The sequence below is a fragment of the Picosynechococcus sp. PCC 11901 genome, assembly GCF_005577135.1.
Taxonomy (GTDB): domain Bacteria; phylum Cyanobacteriota; class Cyanobacteriia; order Cyanobacteriales; family MRBY01; genus MRBY01.
In genome coordinates this window covers 831,998-851,070 of record NZ_CP040360.1, presented here as the reverse complement: position 1 = coordinate 851,070, position 19,073 = coordinate 831,998, and the positions used below count along the sequence as shown (strand labels likewise).

20 protein-coding genes are annotated in these 19,073 nt (G+C 48.4%); 8 read left to right on the top strand and 12 right to left on the bottom strand.

Annotated features, from left to right (window positions below):
* Positions 1–53 precede the first annotated feature (53 nt).
* From FEK30_RS05065 to hypE, 6 genes are all read right to left on the bottom strand, one after another.
* The gene (locus tag FEK30_RS05065; RefSeq protein ID WP_138073749.1) at positions 54–680 is read right to left on the bottom strand and encodes a CP12 domain-containing protein; all 627 of its coding nucleotides are present in this window, start codon (positions 678–680) and stop codon (positions 54–56) included.
* A gap of 23 nt (positions 681–703) precedes the next feature.
* Positions 704–1,270, bottom strand: coding sequence for an NADH-quinone oxidoreductase subunit B family protein (locus tag FEK30_RS05060; RefSeq protein ID WP_138072150.1), 567 nt, complete (start codon positions 1,268–1,270; stop codon positions 704–706).
* Positions 1,270–1,986 carry a bidirectional hydrogenase complex protein HoxU gene (gene hoxU, locus FEK30_RS05055; protein ID WP_138072148.1) on the bottom strand — a complete coding sequence of 239 codons (717 nt, stop codon included), beginning with the start codon at positions 1,984–1,986 and terminating at the stop codon, positions 1,270–1,272. Before hoxU ends, FEK30_RS05060 begins: the two co-directional genes overlap by 1 nt.
* Positions 1,987–2,046: 60 nt before the next feature.
* Positions 2,047–3,651 (bottom strand): NADH-quinone oxidoreductase subunit NuoF, encoded by a 1,605-nt coding sequence (gene nuoF, locus FEK30_RS05050; RefSeq protein WP_138072146.1) that lies wholly within the window; start codon positions 3,649–3,651, stop codon positions 2,047–2,049.
* A gap of 57 nt (positions 3,652–3,708) precedes the next feature.
* The gene (gene hoxE / locus FEK30_RS05045) at positions 3,709–4,200 is read right to left on the bottom strand and encodes a bidirectional hydrogenase complex protein HoxE (protein WP_012305832.1); all 492 of its coding nucleotides are present in this window, start codon (positions 4,198–4,200) and stop codon (positions 3,709–3,711) included.
* Positions 4,201–4,492: 292 nt separating this feature from the next.
* Positions 4,493–5,539, bottom strand: a complete 1,047-nt coding sequence (gene hypE / locus FEK30_RS05040; RefSeq protein ID WP_138072144.1) for a hydrogenase expression/formation protein HypE — start codon at positions 5,537–5,539, stop codon at positions 4,493–4,495.
* A gap of 213 nt (positions 5,540–5,752) precedes the next feature.
* Between hypE and ureC the strand changes: the two genes are divergently transcribed.
* Positions 5,753–7,462, top strand: coding sequence for an urease subunit alpha (gene ureC / locus FEK30_RS05035; RefSeq protein WP_138072142.1), 1,710 nt, complete (start codon positions 5,753–5,755; stop codon positions 7,460–7,462).
* Positions 7,463–7,757: 295 nt separating this feature from the next.
* Positions 7,758–8,192: a hypothetical protein gene (locus tag FEK30_RS05030; RefSeq protein WP_138072140.1), complete on the top strand. Its 435-nt coding sequence runs from the start codon at positions 7,758–7,760 to the stop codon at positions 8,190–8,192.
* Here the strand turns inward: FEK30_RS05030 and FEK30_RS05025 are convergent.
* Both FEK30_RS05025 and FEK30_RS17290 read right to left on the bottom strand, forming a co-directional pair.
* Entirely contained in the window at positions 8,187–8,783 is a 597-nt protein-coding gene (locus tag FEK30_RS05025; RefSeq protein WP_030008364.1) for an IS630 family transposase, read from the bottom strand. The genes FEK30_RS05030 and FEK30_RS05025 overlap by 6 nt on opposite strands.
* Positions 8,770–8,925, bottom strand: coding sequence for a winged helix-turn-helix domain-containing protein (locus tag FEK30_RS17290; protein WP_397429008.1), 156 nt, complete (start codon positions 8,923–8,925; stop codon positions 8,770–8,772). Before FEK30_RS17290 ends, FEK30_RS05025 begins: the two co-directional genes overlap by 14 nt.
* Before the next feature lie 125 nt (positions 8,926–9,050).
* Between FEK30_RS17290 and FEK30_RS05015 the strand changes: the two genes are divergently transcribed.
* A protein-coding gene (locus FEK30_RS05015; protein WP_138072138.1) for an IS5 family transposase occupies positions 9,051–9,844 on the top strand; the annotation gives its coding sequence in 2 pieces (ribosomal slippage) (positions 9,051–9,384 and positions 9,384–9,844; 795 coding nt in all).
* Between the two features lie 4 nt (positions 9,845–9,848).
* Here FEK30_RS05015 and FEK30_RS05010 read toward each other — a convergent pair.
* Entirely contained in the window at positions 9,849–10,052 is a 204-nt protein-coding gene (locus tag FEK30_RS05010) for a helix-turn-helix domain-containing protein (RefSeq protein ID WP_220094739.1), read from the bottom strand.
* Positions 10,053–10,064: 12 nt separating this feature from the next.
* Between FEK30_RS05010 and FEK30_RS05005 the strand changes: the two genes are divergently transcribed.
* Both FEK30_RS05005 and FEK30_RS05000 read left to right on the top strand, forming a co-directional pair.
* Positions 10,065–10,475 carry a hypothetical protein gene (locus FEK30_RS05005; protein WP_138072136.1) on the top strand — a complete coding sequence of 137 codons (411 nt, stop codon included), beginning with the start codon at positions 10,065–10,067 and terminating at the stop codon, positions 10,473–10,475.
* Positions 10,476–10,774: 299 nt separating this feature from the next.
* Positions 10,775–12,100 (top strand): PhoH family protein, encoded by a 1,326-nt coding sequence (locus FEK30_RS05000; RefSeq protein WP_138072134.1) that lies wholly within the window; start codon positions 10,775–10,777, stop codon positions 12,098–12,100.
* A gap of 9 nt (positions 12,101–12,109) precedes the next feature.
* Here FEK30_RS05000 and FEK30_RS04995 read toward each other — a convergent pair whose 3' ends face one another.
* The 3 genes from FEK30_RS04995 to prfB all read right to left on the bottom strand — a co-directional run bounded on the left by FEK30_RS04995 (position 12,110) and on the right by prfB (position 16,282).
* Entirely contained in the window at positions 12,110–13,594 is a 1,485-nt protein-coding gene (locus FEK30_RS04995; protein WP_030007903.1) for an Ig-like domain-containing domain, read from the bottom strand.
* A gap of 58 nt (positions 13,595–13,652) precedes the next feature.
* Positions 13,653–15,119 carry a hypothetical protein gene (locus tag FEK30_RS04990; RefSeq protein WP_138072132.1) on the bottom strand — a complete coding sequence of 489 codons (1,467 nt, stop codon included), beginning with the start codon at positions 15,117–15,119 and terminating at the stop codon, positions 13,653–13,655.
* Positions 15,120–15,168: 49 nt separating this feature from the next.
* Positions 15,169–16,282, bottom strand: a protein-coding gene (prfB, locus tag FEK30_RS04985) for a peptide chain release factor 2 (RefSeq protein ID WP_138073747.1) whose coding sequence is annotated in 2 segments (ribosomal slippage) — positions 15,169–16,209 and positions 16,211–16,282 — 1,113 coding nt in all. Because the reading frame shifts where the segments join, the coding sequence is not laid out codon by codon here.
* A gap of 364 nt (positions 16,283–16,646) precedes the next feature.
* Between prfB and FEK30_RS04980 the strand changes: the two genes are divergently transcribed.
* From FEK30_RS04980 to FEK30_RS04970, 3 genes are all read left to right on the top strand, one after another.
* Positions 16,647–17,591 (top strand): PRC-barrel domain-containing protein, encoded by a 945-nt coding sequence (locus tag FEK30_RS04980; protein WP_012305824.1) that lies wholly within the window; start codon positions 16,647–16,649, stop codon positions 17,589–17,591.
* Between the two features lie 235 nt (positions 17,592–17,826).
* Positions 17,827–17,964, top strand: coding sequence for a chlorophyll a/b-binding protein (locus tag FEK30_RS04975; RefSeq protein ID WP_012305823.1), 138 nt, complete (start codon positions 17,827–17,829; stop codon positions 17,962–17,964).
* A 625-nt stretch (positions 17,965–18,589) separates the two neighbouring features.
* Positions 18,590–18,934: a hypothetical protein gene (locus tag FEK30_RS04970; RefSeq protein WP_012305821.1), complete on the top strand. Its 345-nt coding sequence runs from the start codon at positions 18,590–18,592 to the stop codon at positions 18,932–18,934.
* The last annotated feature ends 139 nt before the right edge of the window (positions 18,935–19,073 follow it).

Sequence of the window (19,073 nt, the reverse complement as noted above, 5' to 3'; positions counted from 1 at the left end):
AACGCTAAAAATGTGTTGATTAAAATAGTTTTTATTTTAACGAATTATGACTGTTAACCACTACACCAATTGTCAACCATTAAATGATCGATGGCTTCTGGATTTTTTTCTAAATATTCTTCAAGGGCAGTTTTATCTACTTTTTGGGATTGTTGGTAGGCGGTTTCAGCTTGTAGTTCTTCCACCATTGCCCATGCTTGAATACAGTCACTCGAATCATGTCCTTTTTCTTGACAGATTAATTTTGCTTGTTGAATGGCGGCTTGCATTTCTGCGGCAAATAACAGTTCTTTGGGACGTTCTAAAAAATCACTTTTGCTAATTAAATCTTCAACGGTAATTATCCCTAAAAGTTTGTCAGTCATGACGGGGGCACTGTGCAAATTCCATTGACTAAATAGGCGGGCAACATATTCAACCGCCAGATCGGGACTCACGAAAATACAAGGTTTGGTCATAATTTCATAGACCCGTATTGCCCTTGGATCATGACCATAGGCGATCACTTTACTGACGATATCAGTGGCGGTCAAAATGCCGTAGGCATCGTGAACATGGCGACGATCAACTATTAATATACGGGTTTTATTCACTCGCATACATTGGGTGGCACTGGCAATGGTCGCTAAACCTTTGATGGTCACCACATTGGGATTCATGATATCGGCGGCAGTCAGCATGGCAAATGTTTGGGACATAAAATCTAGCCGAATTTGATCATTTCTCGCCCTTCCATTTCCGGCAATTTTCCTTCTAATAAGGGGGCGATCGCCGCTTTAATTCGGTCGGCATCGGGGGGGCAACCGGGGAGGAATAAATCGATATCAACGACTTCATGGATGGGCAAAACTCTGGGTAATAAGGGCGGCAAAATTCCTCCGGTAATTTGTTGGGGTAATTGGTGTTCTTCGGTGAGTTCTTTATAGCCCCGTTCTAAAATGGTTTGGGCATCTCCCTTTTGATTGCGAATTCCTGTAACATTGGTCGTTACGGCACAGTCCCCAAAGGCAATTAATAGCTTGGTATTTTGACGAACTTTTTCTAATAATTCCAAATTTTCTTGGTTCGCAACAGCCCCTTCAATGAGACAAACATCGACATTTTCAGGGTAATCTTTGACATCGGAACCGACGGGACTAAAGACCACATCTACATATTTTGTTAACTCAATTAAAAATTCATCGAGGTCTAAAAATGACATGTGGCAGCCGGAACAACCCGCCAACCAAATTGTTGCAAACCGAATTTTTTGTTGGGTTTCTTGCGCCATTATCTTGTCCACTCCCCTTTTGTACGTGCGGTAATTAAAAAGTCTAGTTTTTGGCGATCGCCGAGTTTACTGCCTACGGTGGCTCCCTTGCGGAAAATCGATCCCGTTGGACAAGCATCCACACATTTGCCACAACTCGTACAGGCATCCACCTCACCCCAAGGCTGATTTAAACCGGAGACAATTTTTGATTCACCGCCCCGATTAGATACATCCCAGACGTGTGCCCCCTCGATCTCATCACAGACCCGAACACAGCGGGTGCAAAGGATACAGCGATTATGGTCAATGCCAAATTGCTTATGGGAAATATCCACCTCCCGTTTTGGATATTGGTACGGAAAGCGCGAATGATCCATCCCCACCTCTACCGCCATATCCTGCAACTCACAATTACCATTCGCCACACAGACGGCACAAACATGGTTCCCTTCCGCGAAGAGCAATTCCACCGTCATCCGACGATATTCTTCTAATTTTTCTGTGTGGGTCTGGACGACCATTCCCTCCATCACCTCCGTCACACAGGCGGGTTGGAGTTTATTACTCCCCTCAATTTCCACGAGACAGAGGCGACAAGCTCCCACATCGGACACCCCCTCCAGATGACACAGGGTCGGAATGTGAATCCCCGCATCACGGGCGGCTTCGAGGATCGTTTCCCCAGCGCGGGCGCTGATTAGCTGATCATTTATCGTTAAGGTTTTAACTGCCATAGTTTTGCGATTGTGCTTAAGGTTCTCTCTGTAAGGACTGCATGGGAATTTTAAAAAAATTTAATCGGTATTACCCGCCACGAGGGACTCGTACTCATCACGGAAATAACGCAGGGTACTCAAAATTGGATTGGGCGCACTCTGTCCCAACCCACATAAACTTGCTTCCTTGACCATGTGACAAAGTTGTTCGAGCAGCTTGATATCTTTGGGTTCAGCTTGTCCCTTGAGCATTTTGCTTAACAGTCCCGACATCTGCACCGTTCCGGCACGGCAGGGGATACATTTACCGCAGGATTCGCACTGGCAAAATTCCATGTAAAACTTCGCCACATCAACCATGCTAGTGGCTTCGTCCATGACGATCATGCCGCCGGAACCCATCATTGTGCCGAGTTTGATCAAGGAATCATATTCGATGGGCGTATCAAGGTAGTTCGCCGGAATACAACCGCCGGAGGGCCCTCCGGTTTGGACAGATTTGACTGTGCCGCCGTCGGGGATGCCACCGCCCATTTGCTCGACAATTTGCCGGACAGGGGTTCCCATTGGCACTTCGATTAAGCCGTTGTTGGTCACTTTTCCGGTGAGGGCAAACACTTTTGTGCCTTTGCTTTTTTCGGTGCCGATGCTGCTAAACCAGTCTGCCCCTTCGCGGATAATCGGGACGATGTTGGCGTAGGTTTCGACATTATTAATTAGGGTGGGATGTCCCCACAGTCCAGACTGGGCGGGGTAGGGGGGTCTAGGTCTGGGGGTTCCCCGTCCGCCTTCGATGGAGGCAATCAGGGCGGTTTCTTCGCCACAAACGAATGCCCCTGCGCCAATGCGGATGTCGATGGTGAAATTGAAGGGGGAATTAAAAATCTGACTACCGAGTAAACCTTTACTTTTGGCTTGTTTGATTGCTTTTTCGAGGCGTTGGATCGCGAGGGGATATTCGGCCCGAATGTAAATATATCCGTGATTTGCGCCCACGGCATAGCCGGCGATCGCCATCCCTTCGAGGACGCGGTGGGGGTCACTTTCGAGCACCGCCCGATCCATAAAGGCCCCCGGATCCCCCTCGTCGGCATTGCAGACAATATATTTTTGATCGCCAGGCATTTTCGCGACGGTCGCCCATTTCAACCCCGTGGGATAGCCGCCGCCACCGCGCCCCCGTAGCCCGCTCTGGGTAATTTCCTCCACCACTTCCATCGAGGTCATATCTTCGAGCACTTGGTACAGTTGCCGATAGCCGCCCCGCGCGATGTACGCTTCAATCCGTTCGGGGTCAATTTTGCCGCTATTTTCTAGCACCACGGGTTTTTGTAACGTGAAAAATGGCGCTTGGCGATCGCAAATTTCCAGCTTATTCGAGGGCGTTTCCCCCAATGCTACATCGACGATCTCTGGGGCAACTTCTGGCATCACCTGCTGAAAACAAGTCTCTTCGCTCACATCCACCAACGGCGCAAACCCACAGAGTTTCATGCAACCGACGGGAACCACCTCCAGGCGATCGCCCAAATTTTTTTCTTTAATCCGTTTCTCAATCTCTTCTTTTACCGCCAAACTCCCAGAGGACATACAACCCGCCGCCGTACAACAGCGAATCTGAATTTTTGTGTGGCTATCCTGTTCCGCTTCAGCAATTTCAAATAATTCCGCTAAATCTGTCATCTTTCCCGCAAATCCTGCCTACAAATAAAACACCGAAATTCTGATCCCTGATCCCCGTCAACTCCCCTCAGACAACTGCCGCAACCTTGCCATCACCTGATCGGCGTTCTGTTTGCCGCACACCTCATCGTCATAAACCACCGCTGGCGCAATGCCACAGGCCCCAATACATCGCGCCGTCACTAGCGAAATTTGATCATCCGGAGTCGTTTCCCCCGGCTTAATGTGGAGGGTTTCATCAATTTTATCGAGGAGTTCTTGGGAGCCTTTCACATAGCACGCCGTCCCCAAACACACGACGCAAGTATGTTTCCCCTTCGGTTTTAAGGAAAATAAATGATAAAACGTCGCCACCCCGTACACTCGACTGAGGGGCAGTTTTAACCCCCGCGCCACATATTCAAGCACCTCATCTTCGAGGTAACCAAAGACTTCCTGGGCCTTGTGCAGAATCTCGATCAGGGTATCTTGGCGATATTGATTCCGTTTCATGGCGACTTCCAGCACCCGAAAACGTTTATCCGCAGGAACCGCATGGGAAATGGCCATGGTAATCGTCTCAAATGACAATAAAAATCAGGCGGCGATCGCCTTTGCTTTCATCTTAAAAAGGATTAATCCCAAGGATCAATTAAACGCCTTGAAACCTCAGAATTCTACAGAAAAATTTAAGCTTTTTCTCTAAAATGTTAAGTCTTACAAACGAACCTTGATTGTATAAAAATTAGCATCAGCTTTTTGCGAATTAAGATAAATTTGATCGCGCTATAAAACAATTATTTTGTTGTTTAATTCCAGGGAATTTGACAGTTAATAATTTTAATCAATGTACAAAAAATACTTAACAAATTCGCGGTAATTGTTCACCACTCAGACGTTCTAAAATGCGTGTTACTCCCAGATCATTCTCTACAATCACGGGGGCGATCGCCAAATGTTGTTCCCCACAGTTTTGGGTTGTCACGAGACCAATTTGACGGGCGTTGGGGTTGTGGTGCTGCAAAATCGCTAGGCCTTCCGCCGCCTTTGCTGCTGGCAAAATCGCCACAAAGCGGCCCTCATTGGCGATATGTACCGGGTCAAAGCCAAAAATTTCACAAGCCCCGCGCACCGCTTCAATTACAGGAATTTGATTGCCATGGACTTTAAACTGATATCCAGCGGCGATCGCCAACTCATTCAAGACCGCCCCTAGCCCGCCCCGCGTGATATCCCGTAAACAATGGATTTCAATCTCTGCTTTTAACAAATCCTGTACCGGCTCCACCAAGGGGGCACAGTCACTTTCAATGGGACTTTCAAAGGCTAACCCTTCCCGCTGGGCCATAATCGCGATGCCATGGCGACCGAGATCTCCGCTGACTAAAATCGCATCCCCAGGGGCGATCGCCTTTGGTTGAATATTAAGCCCAGATTCAATAATGCCAATGCCTGATGTGTTGATAAACAGACCATCCCCCTTACCCAGCTCCACCACCTTCGTATCTCCCGTGACGATCTGTACGCCGACTGCCTGGGCCGCCTGCTGCATCGAGACCACCACCCGCCAGAGGGTTTCTAAGGGTAAGCCTTCTTCTAAAATAAAGCCCACACTAAGGTACAAAGGACGCGCTCCCGCCATCGCCAGATCATTCACCGTGCCGTAAATCGCTAATTTGCCAATGTCTCCCCCCGGAAAAAAGAGGGGCTGCACCACATAGGAATCCGTCGTAAACGCGAGTTTCTCCGCCGATACTGGTAAGGCCGCCGCATCATGGCTCGTGCAAGGCTCACCAAAGACCGTGGCAAACATTTTGTCGATGAGGTCTTGCATCAGTTTGCCACCGCCGCCATGGGCTAACAGTACATGGGAAGTATTTTGTAAGGGAAGCGGGCAGGTTAAATCCATGGGGGCGTATTGCTTGCTATTTTTTCGTTTAAGGTAGCGCCTCCCCAAGGGAAAAAGAACCCCGCCATCACTTTGGGTAATGAAAGTTCAAATCCTGAAGTTTGCGGGTGAAATATCGCTGATCTAACAAGTTGTCTCAGCTACGGTTCGGGGCTTGGGAGATGGGGTAATCTGGACTGAAGAATTTGAGCCTCAACGCAAGAAGGAGTCCCCATGAGTTACCGGATGTCGCGCCGTGCCTATGCAGAAACCTATGGCCCCACGGTGGGCGATCGCCTGCGCTTGGCAGATACGGAACTGTGGCTGGAAGTGGAACAGGATTTCACCACCTATGGGGATGAGGTGAAATTCGGGGGCGGGAAGGTGATCCGCGATGGTATGGGACAGTCTGCCGTGACGCGTGCTGATGGGGCGGTGGATACCGTAATCACCAATGCGCTGATCGTGGACTGGTGGGGCATCGTCAAGGCCGATGTCGGCATCAAAGATGGCAAAATTCACAAAATCGGCAAAGCTGGCAACCCTGACATCCAAGACAATATCGACATTATTATTGGCCCCGGCACGGAGGCGATCGCCGGTGAAGGCCATATCCTTACCGCTGGGGGCATCGATAGCCACGTGCATTTTATTTGTCCCCAACAAATCGAAGTGGCGATCGCCTCTGGGATTACCACAATGATTGGTGGCGGCACTGGCCCAGCTACGGGCACCAATGCGACCACTTGTACCCCTGGAGAATGGCACATTTCTCGGATGCTCGAAGCCGCCGAAGGGTTTCCAATAAATTTAGGATTTACAGGGAAGGGCAACAGTGCCAAACCAGAAGGACTGATTGAACAGGTTCGTGCCGGGGTAATCGGCCTCAAACTCCATGAAGACTGGGGGACAACCCCCGCCGCCATCGACAATTGTCTTTCGGTCGCCGATCAATTTGATGTGCAAGTCGCAATTCACACCGATACCCTCAATGAAGCGGGTTTTGTGGAAGATACGATCGCCGCCTTTAAAAATCGCGTCATCCACACCTACCACACCGAGGGGGCTGGGGGCGGCCACGCACCGGACATTATCAAAGTCTGTGGTGAAGCGAATGTATTGCCATCTTCGACAAACCCGACCCGTCCCTACACCCTCAACACCCTAGAAGAACACCTGGATATGTTGATGGTTTGCCATCACCTCGATCGCAGTATCCCTGAAGATGTCGCCTTTGCCGAGTCGCGCATCCGTCGGGAAACCATTGCCGCCGAAGATATTTTGCATGACCTGGGAGCCTTTAGCATGATTTCCTCAGATTCCCAGGCCATGGGGCGCGTTGGGGAAACAATCATTCGCACCTGGCAGACGGCCCATAAGATGAAAGTTCAGCGGGGCGCTCTGGCCCAGGACAGTGGAGATAACGACAATTTTCGCATTAAACGCTACGTTGCCAAATACACAATTAACCCAGCGATCACCCACGGCATTTCCAATTATGTTGGCTCCATTGAGGAAGGAAAATACGCCGATCTCTGTCTCTGGAAACCCGCTTTCTTTGGGGTCAAACCAGAACTGGTGATCAAAGGGGGGGCGATCGCCTACGCCCAGATGGGCGATCCTAACGCCAGCATCCCCACACCGCAACCAATCCACATGCGGCCAATGTTCGCCAATTTTGGGAAATCAATGCAATCCACCGCCTTCACCTTTGTTTCCCAAGCAGCCATGGACGCGGATGTGGCGACGCGATTGGGTCTCCAGAGAACCGTTTTACCCGTTGCCAACTGCCGCAACCTGACGAAGCGCGATCTGAAGTTAAATGATTACCTGCCTAAAATGGAAGTAGATCCCGAAACCTACCATGTGCGGGCCGATGGGGAATTACTGGTCTGTGAACCGGCCACTGTTTTACCCATGGCGCAACGTTATTTTCTTTTCTAAACACAATTTAACCATGACAAAAACAAAGCGACTACACTGAGCAATTGAGAGATTATCGGAGGAAGCGCAGGATTTTTTACTAGATTTTGTTGTTTTCCTCAAACAGCGCTATCCCCAAGGTACTTCTCCAAGTGAATTGAATACATTCCATAGTACTTCTGAGAAAAAAGATCCCTTAATCGGCTTGTTTAGCGGCTTTTATAATTGATCTGCTGATGCAGAGAATACCTTGCAAGAATACATTCAGAAAGAGTCTGACTAGGCATATAAACAATTTATTTAAGTTTGTTCATTTATGAATCCGACACCAGAAAATAACAACTCTGTAAGCAATAAACATGAGTTGGCTCCTACGCAAAATTTACTGGAAAATTCATTGGTAGAATCACTCGGAGAATTCGCTCTGGATTCATTGCTCAAAGATGGTGTTTTCAAAGATATTCCGGGATTCTCTCTTCTATTAGCCGCAATCAAAGCACCAAAAACGTGGAGCGATTATCAATTTCAAAAAAATCTTAAGCGATTTTGCAAGCCGCTTATTAGTATCTCTGAGGTTGATAAGCAAACATTTTTAAATAGACTAGAAAATCAAGAACAATTTAGACAGCGTGTCGGAAAAAATTTACTTTTACTTCTTTCTCAAATTGATGATATCCGAAAACCAGAATTAATTGGACGAGTCTTTGGATATCTAATCAAAGGCAAAATACAGCGTTTTTCGGTCTTATGAGGCGGAGTAGCAACAATGGGTAAACCAATTCTGCAAGTCTTGGCTTGATACTTGTGAGAAGGCGGCCTCAATCCCTTGTGCGAGCTCTGGATAAGTACGGGCTCCCCACGAACGTAAAATACTTTTGACTTTGGAGAAACAATTCTCAATCGGTGAAAAGTCTGGCGAGTATGGAGGAAGAAATATCAGTCTTGCACCAACTGCTTCAATACAGTCCCTAATGGCTTTCCCCTTGTGGATAGAGCAGTTGTCCATAATCACACAGGCTCCTTGCCATAACTGAGGTACTAACTGGCGATGTATGAAAGCTTCAAAAGTGAGACCATCACTACTGCCCAGTAGATTTACATTGGTCAGTACCTTCTCAAGACTAATGGCACTAATCATGGATACTCGTTTCCCCCTTTTGCTGGGACGTTTCCCATGGGCACGTTTTCCCCTGGGTGCTCGACCCCGTAATCGAGTCAGCGCTAAATCAACCCCTGATTCATCAATAAAGATCAAGTCTTTTACTAAAATCTCCCGCACCAGTTGCCAAAATTCATATCGTTGCTGCTGTACTCGTTCTGTTTCTTTCTCATCGGGATGCAGTGTTTTTTTTGAGGGTTATCTTGAGTTTTTGGAGCATCCGAAACATTGTGGTCACACTAATCCTGACGCCAACGGTTTCTTCGAGAAGGTCACAGAGTTCGGCTAAGGTTGCATCATTATGCTGCTTTACTAGCTGTTGCAGGGTGATGAGTTGAGTCTCATTGAGTTTAGAGGGTGTTTATAAAGTAAAGATAAAGAGAACAGGATTTTTGCCCGTGAAGTCGTTAAGGTCAAGCATAAGCGTAACGACACAGGAGAATAGCACCAATGTCTCAAGCTTCTTACCCCAGTGACCTGACCGATGCAGAATGGGCTTTACTAGAACCCTTGATTCCTGCTCCAAAGTCCGGCGGTCATCCACGTACTACTGATATGCGACAGGTCTGCAATGGGATTTTCTATCTCCTCAAAACCGGTTGTCAATGGGCCTATCTGCCCAAGGACTTTCCTCCCTCCTCCACGGTGTACTACTACTATCGCAAATGGCAGAGGCAGGGAGTTTGGGAAAACATCAACCATGCTTTGCGGACTCGCTGCCGTCAAGCAGTGGGGAAAACCCCAGAACCTAGCGTCCTGATTGCCGATAGCCAATCGGTCAAGACGACAGAAAAAAGGGCGATGTCTATGGCTTCGATGGCGGGAAACAGGTCAAAGGAAGACGGAGAAACTTGCTAGTCGACAGTTTAGGGTTACTTTACAAAGTGATAGTCTCCGAGGGAAATAGCTCAGAACGAACCTTTGCCCTTGCTGCAGTGATGGAGCTAAGGGAGCAGCAACAGCAGATGTTGAAGCGATTGCGGTTGATGTGGGTAGATGCTGGATATCGAGGAGGACGCTTTGCCTTAAGTCTCTGGTTAATGGTGCAAGCCAAGGTGGAAGTGATTAGTAGAAACAGTAAAGAATTCATGGTACTCCCGAAGCGTTGGATTGTTGAACGTACATTTGGTTGGTTGAATTATTATCGTCGCCTTAGTAAAGACTATGAGCAATTATCAGAAGTGTCGGAGGCAGGGATTTATGCTTCCATGAGTCGTCTGATGTTGCGTCGGCTAGTTTCCTAAAGATTTACTTTATAAATGGTCTCTTAGTGGGGGTTTGTTTGAGGCGCTGCTTGGGTTGAATATCTCCTGTTTCACGATATTGCTTAGTTAGTTTACGCACGAAACTGTAGGCAACCCGGAATTGCTCAGCAATTTGGCGCTGTGATAGTTTGCCTTCGAGATAGGTGTCAATAATTTTTTGGCGTAAATCAACAGAGTAGGGTCGCACTGCAAATTTTGATTGGGTAGATTACAGCTTTATCTTACTCGCTATCGCTTTACTAGCCCGAAAAATGCTGTATTGTATCCACAGTATGAAGAGCTTATTCTTGCAATAAACAAAGTCAACGTGAATTATTTGAGTGATTTGATTTTGTTTTACTCATACGATCTGCCACCAAAGAATTTAGTTGGTCATTCTGAAAGATTGATTGGAGAAAGAAAAACATCAAGAAGTGCGATGCAAAACTTGATTCAAGCAGGCTTGGTAGATTTGAGATGTATGCCTGATGTCCTTATTTCAGATGATGGAGATTATGAAAAATCAATAGGTCAAATAAACTTTTCTGAAATGTGGCGAATTGATCCTGTAACGGCTAATGGGAAAGTTATAGTAGAAATCATCGAAAATCGAGAAGAAATTTTTTCTTAAAAGTATCATGTAATTGATGGCAAACTAGATCGAGAAAATTCATTCAACTTGTAATGGCGATCGCCAAACGCAAACACATCATCAAAATTTTGACCCTAGACAAACGCGTTTTTTTCTTTTTAGACCAAGACATTGCAAGCATTTTTACCTCTTACCAGAATGAGATTCTGGATACTTTCTATTGGTAATCATTGATTTTTTTTCTAAGTGTAAAGAGAATTTTTATTTCAAAATCAATCCTAGAGGGATCAAAGAGAGGACGATAGAACTATGAGCTATTGATCCTTTGGCAGATCTCTATGAAAAAAGTCTTTGTCCTGGATACGAATGTCCTGCTCCATGATCCCAAGGCGATGCTGTCCTTTGCGGATAACGAAGTGGTCTTGCCGATCACGATTATTGAAGAATTAGACCGCTTCAAAAAACAAGTCGATTCCATCGGTCGTAATGCCCGGCAAGTTTCCCGTACCCTTGATGCCCTCAGCCATGGGGGATCTTTGGTGCAGGGAATCACCCTCGATCAGGGAGGCTTGCTGCGGGTCGCCCTCTGTAAACCCGAAATTCTCGAAACTTTGCCGACGGAATTGGCAGGGGATTCTGGCGATAATGAAATCTTGGCGGTGGCCCTAACGGAACAAAATAATTGTCAATGTCCGGTAGTGCTTGTCAGCAAAGACACCAATCTGCGCATCAAAGCCGGGGTTTTGGGCCTGACTACGGAAGATTATGAAACGGGCAAGGTCAACCTCGATGAGTTTTATGGGGGGACAACAGAAGTTCTTGTAGATGCAGAGGCGATCGCCAAATTTTACCAAGACGGAACTGTGACCCTACCCGAAAGCTTTTTTCTCAATCAGGCGGTAACCCTCGTTGATCGCCTAAAGCCAACCCACACTGCCCTGGGGATTTGTCGCGGCGACGAGCATCAGGTGGTGCCTCTCCATAAAGCAACGAAAGCTCCGGTTTCCAATATCCAAGCGCGCAACCGTGAACAAAAATTTGCCTTGGAATTATTGCTACAGGATGAGATTCAACTGGTGACGTTGGTCGGGAAAGCGGGCACGGGTAAAACTCTCCTGGCCCTCGCTGCTGGGGTGGCGAAAGTGGCCGGGGAACGCCTTTATAATCAACTGCTCATTTCACGGCCCATTGTGCCCATGGGCAAAGATTTGGGCTATCTGCCGGGGGAAATAAAAGAGAAACTCACCCCCTGGATGCAGCCCCTTTACGACAACTTAGATCTGATTTTCAATACCCAAGACCTCAAAGATAAACCGCGCCACTGGCGGCACGGCTACGAGGAACTGATGGAATTAGGCTTGTTGCAAATCGAACCCTTGACCTACATCCGAGGCCGCACGATTCCTCGACAAATTTTGATCGTTGATGAGGCGCAAAATTTAACGCCCCACGAGGTGAAAACCATTTTGACCAGGGCCGGGGAAGGCACCAAGATTATCCTCACCGGGGACGTCGAGCAGATTGATAATCCTTATGTGGATGCGTCCAGTAATGGGCTGACCTATGTGGTAGAAAAATTTAAACAGGAGGCGATCGCCGGTCACATTACCCTCCTCAAAGGTGAACGATCGCCATTGGCAGAACGGGCCTCAATCCTGCTTTAAAAGCTGATTCTAGGGCAACCAACGGGGATAAACTCCCGCAAAGGGTAGGGCCTCCAACTGAGTTTGGTCGGGGGTTTCACCAGGAACAATGAGCCAGAGTTGCCCCCCGGCGATCGCCTCCCCGGATGCCGTCCGGAAAAAAGGCTCTTCCACGTCGGTAATGTCCGTCACCACTTGGCTGAAGAGCAACCCCAGACCATCGGGAGCCATGCTGAGGGCAATATCTTGGTATTGGGTCAACTGGGCGAGGCGATAGACCGTCTGGGTTTCGAGATCAATCTGGGCAAAATAGGGTTGCTCCCGGTATTCGTCCCCAGGGATCAATTCTGTCAGTAAACAATAAAGCTGGGTTTCCGTGGGGTTAAAGTCGCAATCTAGCACCGAGCCGTCCGTATCCAGTAATTTTTGCTCCTGGTTGCGGCTGTTGACCAAATAAAGCGATCGCCGATAGCGTAACTCCGGATTATCACTGTTGAAATCCACCAATACCGCCGTTGTCCCATCGGGCGAAAAGGTCACCACCTGACCGAAGCGGGGCAAAAAGTCGAGGGGTTCTTCTTGGATATCTTCTAGGGAAAAAATGCCAATCCCTTTCCCCTGGGGTAGGGCAATGGTTTTCCCGTCCGGGGCGATCGCAAAATCTCCCCCCGACAAGCCCAACGGTTGCGGTTCTTCCCCAGGCATCACGAGCCACAGCCCAAAGTCCGCCGGATCATCCCGCTTGACCCGTTGCACGGCGATCGCCTCTCCATCCGCTGCGAGTTGAAACTGCAAATTTTGGTAGGTACGATTATCTAAAACCAGTTCTAAATCTGAAGAAGTGTCGTCTTCCCCAAGGCCTGTGCTTACCCGATAAAGTTGACTATCCTGAATCCCTTCTGCTGGGCGCGTCCGATCCACCGCACTAAACAAAATTGCTTTCCCCTCTGGATACACCTGAAAGTCCAGCACCACCAAATTCGGCGGCGTTAAAATGCGTTTCTCGTCCTTTGTCCAGTTGTATAAAATTAACCGTCCCTTTTCCTGCTGTGTCTCATCGGTGCCCACATAGGCCAGGGCGCGATCGCGGGTGCGAAAACTACTGGAAAATGGCTGCATCGTCTTGCCTAGATTTCCCGAAGCCGCAAATTTTTCCCGCGCCCCCCGTAAGGTTAATTGATAATCCTGGCCATAGGGAGCCGGTGCCAGCAACGTATAGGCCAAACGTTTACCCGCCCAACTGGTCTTGCCAGGGAGCGGTGGGTCAATAACTAAATTATCCTCAACCCCCACCGCATCCATCGGTCGGTCGAAGGTCAAAATAAAGGCCGTATCATCCCCACCAATGCGTTGTTCCTGCCAAGAAAATTCCCGCACCCTCGGCCCGGTATTAATCGGACAATCCACGCCACACAGTTGCTCACCACCGACACCGATGCCGATCATCAGACTAAAGATCACAATCAACAGGAGGGCAAGACGATCAATGCGGGTCATGGTTTTCAAAACGGTCATAGGATCTACGGGGGCTGATTGCTCCCATTAAAAAAGGAAAGTGCAGCAAAAAAAATCGTTAAGGAATCCACTGGGGTTGATAGCCCGGCAGCAGAGATTCCGGTGGAACAGGCTGAATTTCTGTATCTGTCCCCAACTCCGGGAGCGCCAATAGCCAGAGTCGGCCCCCTTCCACCGCCAGGCCCGTAGAAGTAAACAGATCGCTGGTGGGCGTTGGTGGAGTCGTGACCACTTGATCAAAGAGGAGGGCAACCCCATCGGCGGCAATGCTCAGACCCACATCCCGGTAATTCGGTAAAGCGAGGAGGGCAGTTTCTTCCCCTGTTTTGAGATTCAAGGCACTGAGAAAAGGTTCCTCAAGCACTTGGCCTGAGGTTTCATTTCGATCCAGCTTGAGGCAATACAAAAGTTCCGCCGCGCGGGGTTCAAAGCGACAATCAATAATCGGCGTGAGGGTGCGTAAAATTTCTGTGGCTTCTCCCTGGGCGTCGATGCGGTGGAGAGAGTAAACGCCATTGGCCTGCTGGAGGGCGATTTGTTGGGTTTGGTCGGGGGAAAAGGCGAGGAGCTTCGTAAATTCTTCCTTGGCTTGGACGGCACCACCATTACGATTTAGGGGAACGAGGGAGAGTTTATTTTGTTGGGAAATGGCAACAACTTCGGCATTGGGGGCGAGGAGAAAGTCATCGGCGGGAATCCCTAGGGCGCGGGGCTCGGCTTGGCCTTCAATGACCCACAAACTGCGATCGCGGGGATTCTCTCGATTTGTGCGCTGAATAATGATCCGTTCTCCATTGTCCGCAAGTTGAAAGGCCCCATTGCGATAGTCTGTGGCTGTTAAGACAGACTGAATGCGCCCGGCAGGTGGGGGGGTGGCGGTAGAGCCTTGGAAATTTAAGCCTGTGCTCACGGTATAAAGTTGTTGGTCGCCAATCTCAGCCTGGGCCGATCCACGGGGAATGGCAGAGAATAATAGGCGATCGCCTTCAGGATACACATCGAGATTAAGAACGATGAGGTCGGCTGGGGTGAGGACGCTTTTTTCCTGGCGAGTCAGGTTATACAAAATCAAGCGGCCCCGGTCAGTGCCGTCGGTGCCAATGTAAGCAAAGGCTCGGTCTCGACTTTTTACCCGACTCAAGAAAGGCACGATATTGGGCTTCTCTGCCGCTTCTGGGGTAGGAGCAGCTAGTTTAAATTGATAATCCTGGCCGTAGATGGGGCGTTCATCAAGGCTATAGAAAAATGTTTTGCCGACCCAACTCCAACGGCCTGCCAGGGGTGGTTCAATGGTGAAATTTTCCGTGACGATAGCTGGATCGAGGGCCTGGTTAAAGGACAGTTGAAATTGCTCGTCCGTTACCCCAATTTGTTGCCCCTCCCAACTAAAGGCCTGCACTTGGGTGAGGGTGCGATCGCCAAATCCCCACAGCAGTGCCACCGCTAACGTAAGGCTAAAAAGAGCAGCGAGGACGACTTGATCGAAGCGTTTGAGGCGAAAAATATCCAAAACTGAAGAAGCCACGAAATTTTGCCACCTTGCATTTTAGCTCACCGTTCCCCATTCCCCGGTGCTAGTCGCCGACCCAGGTGTCCTGGCGCAGGGAAGCTTCAATAAAAGCATCGAGGTCGCCATCCATGACCCCATCCACATCGGTCGTTTCGTGGTTGGTGCGCAGATCCTTGACCATTTGATAAGGGTGAAAAACATAGTTCCGGATCTGATTTCCCCAGGCGGCCTCCACCATATCTCCCCGAATTTCGGCGATTTCCTGGGCCCGTTGTTCCTGGGCAATGATTAATAACTTCGCCTTGAGGATCGCCAGGGCTTTTTCTTTGTTTTGTAATTGCGATCGCTCTTGGGTACAGCGCACGGCCACCCCCGTAGGTAAATGGACAATTCGTACCGCCGTTTCAACTTTATTGACGTTTTGCCCCCCCTTGCCGCCTGCACGGGAGGTGGTGATTTCTAAATCTTTTTCGGGAATATCGACTTTAACGGCATCGTCTCCCAAAATGGGCATCACTTCCACCCCAGCAAAACTGGTTTGGCGTTTGCCATTGGCATTAAAGGGGGAGATTCGCACCAAACGATGGGTGCCCTTTTCATGCTTCAGATACCCGAAAGCGTAACGCCCGCTCACTTCGAGGGTGGCTGATTTTAAGCCCGCTTCGTCCCCTTCGGAAATTTCTGCCAGCCGCACTTTATAGCCTTGTTTTTCGCTCCAGCGGGTGTACATCCGCAACAGCATTTCCGCCCAGTCCTGGGCATCGGTGCCCCCAGCCCCGGCATTAATCGTCAGCACAGCACCGAGGTTGTCATATTCCCCGGAGAGCATCTGTTGCAGTTCCCAGCGGTTTAGTTCCTTCTGGAGACCATCAAGGTTTTCCATCGCTTCCGTGAGGAGGGCCGGGTCTTCTGCTTCGGTCAATAATTCGGCGATCGCCGCCGCATCTTCAAACTGACCCTGCCACTGTTGATACTGAGCCACGGTGCCCTTTAGCTCCGTTAGCTCCTGGAGAATGTCCTGGGCCCCTTGTTGATCCTCCCAAAATTCTGGCTGGGCCGCCTGTTGTTCGAGGTCAAAAATCTTTGCGTCTAAGGTTTTTAGGTCAAAGATAGTCCTGGGTTTTCCCCAGGTGCGCTTGGACAGTTTCGAGGGAACGCTTTAAATCGGTTAATTCCACCATAGATCTTTGGGAGTTGTGGCAAATACGCAAAAAGTACAGAGACAGCCGGCAATATCGGCAGTCAATTATAACGAAATCCCTTGCTGGAAAAAAATGATCATCTCAAATTTCCGGCGCAATTCGCTAAAATAAAACCACCCACGCAATGGAAAAGTTGTCAAGATTACCCCGAAATGATAGAGTCTGCTGAATAATTGCCCCTAGGCTACGGTGCACAGTCGAGATCAATTCTCTCAACATTTTGCTTTTGCTATTGTACGGAACTTTCCGGTGCTGTTTCCCCTGAACCTTCACATGTCCCCGTTACCTTTAAGCTGATTTTTCCTGTTTCCACTAACGCATCGCCATTAATTTAGACAATATGAGCATTGATTCTATCCGCCTACGCAACGAATTCATTAACACCCAGGTGATTACCCGCAACCGAGGGACGCGCCTAGGGGTTGTCAAGGATGTATTAGTGGACATTGACCGTCGCGAAGTCGTTTCCCTAGGGCTACGGGATAGTATTTTCTCGGTCTCTGGAATGCCCAAATATATGTATCTAGAGGCGATCACCAAAACCGGAGATGTCATTCTCGTTGAAGATGAGGATGTGCTGGCTGATGTGGATGTCGAAGCCTATAGTCCTCTGATCAACAGTGAAGTGATTACGGAAGCGGGCGAACCCCTAGGCCGGGTACGTGATTTTCAGTTTGACCTCGAAAGCGGCACCGTCTCTTCGATCATTATCGCTTCCATTGGCTTGCCCCAAATTCCAGAACAGGTGATCAGCACCTACGAACTGCCCATTGAAGAAGTCGTGAGCAGCGGCCCTAACCGACTCATTGTTTTTGAAGGGGCCGAAGAGCGCCTCAGTCAAATTAGTGTGGGTTTCCTCGAACGCCTAGGCATTGGTCGTCCTCCCTGGGAACGGGAACAGGAAGATATCTACTACGCGCCCACTGCCCGCCCGGAAAATCAACTGGGTACGGGGGTGCCCCTCCAGCAGCCAATTTCCCGTCCTGTGGAAACGCGCCAACCGATTAATACCTGGGAAGATGAATGGGAAGAAGAGGCGATCGCCCCACCCCCACCCCAACGCCAGCAGGCCCGCGCCATGAGCTATGACGACTACGACGAAAGTAGCAACTGGGGCGACGACACAGCCTATGAGTACGAAGAACCAGCCCCTAGCTATCCCCAAGACGTCGCCGGTGACGTTTGGGACGACGACACCCTTGACGAAACTCCCTACCAACCTCCGGCGGTTAACATTCCGGAGAAAAAGAAAGAATACGAATACGAAGAAGAATCTGGCTATTAACCACCAAACATGATTGTCCCTTGACTGCAAAGGCCGTAGCTTTAAGCCTACGGCTACTTTTTTGTCTGTTTGGCTCTCCTGCTTCACGGTTATCTAGGTCGAAATATAATTTTTGCTTATAAATTTCAAAACTTAAATCAAACAATCATGGCCCCAGAGTTGTGGCGGATCAATGTAACAGTTTGTTAAGCTGATACCAGCAAGCAATTTTATTTTCTTCACATAGGTACCCATCATGGACGACAAGAAATTTGGTTTCACCGCTTCTGCTGAAAACCTCAACGGCCGCATGGCAATGATCGGTTTCATCGCAGCGATCATTCTCGAAGTAGCAACAGGTCAAGGGGTACTCCACTTCTTCGGTCTCCTCTAAGTCTTTGCACTAACCTCTTCAATTTTCATTGTCAATCTCCGAGGGCTGGATACTATAGTTGGTATTCGGCTTTTTTTTGTTTAGGGCAGTATGGGGCGCGTTATTTATTTCGTTATTCTAATCGGGCTTTGTTGGTGGGCAGCACCAGCCTACGGTGAGTTATGCCGTGTTTATGGGGAACAACAAATTTGTTTGGTATCTCTGAAGCGCAGTGCAAAGTATTATTGGGAGTATCGCGCTGTATTACGCATTAATGGCAAAAAAATTCCGGTACAAAAGTTTGATTGCCTCCACAACCTCGACTTGGCAAATGATCGACGAAAGTTTGTTTGTAGCTTGATTCCACGACGGTAACTACCGGATTAAGGTTAGTGAAAGTCAGTTATTTGAGTCATTTAAATCAAGCCTAAGAATTATTTAAAAAAACCAAGGTAACTCTTCTTAAAAGAGAAAAAAGCAGAATAATAAATATTATTGATTGGCACTAATCTCTTACGTTCGATAGATGATGGCCTGTCATTGAATTGTTATAATGAAAGTGTCGATTAAAATTGAAATAAGCTTCAAAGCTTTGGAAAATCGTCAATTTTAATCTTTATTGCAAGAAAGCGAGGCATTTCATTTTATGGATAAGGATACCCAAAATATTTCTGTTCCTGAAAACCTAAAACCTGAAGATATTAGTAGTGGTGAAGAGCTTGTGCCGGCAGAAGTCGCAGCAAGGAAAGCGCGGGAAGGCGAATTCACCCCAGACCCGAAACAAGAAACAGATAAGAGCGTTGATACAACGGCTGGTTATACAGTCAGTGAGCAGGGTTTAGTCAATAACTACGCGGTAACGCCTGAGGTTTATGAAGAGGAAAAGTCCTCGGCGCAGAGACGACTGGATTACACGATGCTAGGGGTAATTGCCTTAGCTGTGGGAGTTCTATTGATTGGTGCGGCCATTACGGTGAATCTCTTAGCTTAAAGATTTTACAGGCGTAGTGCTGAGCAGTTGATATACCAACTAGCTTTTGCTGAATGATTTCAAGATTCGCCAAGGGGAGGTAACTCCCTTATTTTTTTGTCTAGCGATTGGAAAAGAGAGTGAAGCACTTTCCGGTACA

Excerpts from the sequence above, each read along its gene's own strand:
- FEK30_RS05065 (WP_138073749.1), bottom strand. The coding sequence starts at position 680 with ATGCTGACTGCCGCCGATATCATGAATCCCAATGTGGTGACCATCAAA.
- FEK30_RS05060 (WP_138072150.1), bottom strand. The coding sequence starts at position 1,270 with ATGGCGCAAGAAACCCAACAAAAAATTCGGTTTGCAACAATTTGGTTG.
- hoxU (WP_138072148.1), bottom strand. The coding sequence starts at position 1,986 with ATGGCAGTTAAAACCTTAACGATAAATGATCAGCTAATCAGCGCCCGC.
- nuoF (WP_138072146.1), bottom strand. The coding sequence starts at position 3,651 with ATGACAGATTTAGCGGAATTATTTGAAATTGCTGAAGCGGAACAGGAT.
- hoxE (WP_012305832.1), bottom strand. The coding sequence starts at position 4,200 with ATGGCCATTTCCCATGCGGTTCCTGCGGATAAACGTTTTCGGGTGCTG.
- hypE (WP_138072144.1), bottom strand. The coding sequence starts at position 5,539 with ATGGATTTAACCTGCCCGCTTCCCTTACAAAATACTTCCCATGTACTG.
- ureC (WP_138072142.1), top strand. The coding sequence starts at position 5,753 with ATGAGTTACCGGATGTCGCGCCGTGCCTATGCAGAAACCTATGGCCCC.
- FEK30_RS05030 (WP_138072140.1), top strand. The coding sequence starts at position 7,758 with ATGAATCCGACACCAGAAAATAACAACTCTGTAAGCAATAAACATGAG.
- FEK30_RS05000 (WP_138072134.1), top strand. The coding sequence starts at position 10,775 with ATGAAAAAAGTCTTTGTCCTGGATACGAATGTCCTGCTCCATGATCCC.
- FEK30_RS04995 (WP_030007903.1), bottom strand. The coding sequence starts at position 13,594 with ATGACCGTTTTGAAAACCATGACCCGCATTGATCGTCTTGCCCTCCTG.
- FEK30_RS04980 (WP_012305824.1), top strand. The coding sequence starts at position 16,647 with ATGAGCATTGATTCTATCCGCCTACGCAACGAATTCATTAACACCCAG.
- FEK30_RS04975 (WP_012305823.1), top strand. The coding sequence starts at position 17,827 with ATGGACGACAAGAAATTTGGTTTCACCGCTTCTGCTGAAAACCTCAAC.
- FEK30_RS04970 (WP_012305821.1), top strand. The coding sequence starts at position 18,590 with ATGGATAAGGATACCCAAAATATTTCTGTTCCTGAAAACCTAAAACCT.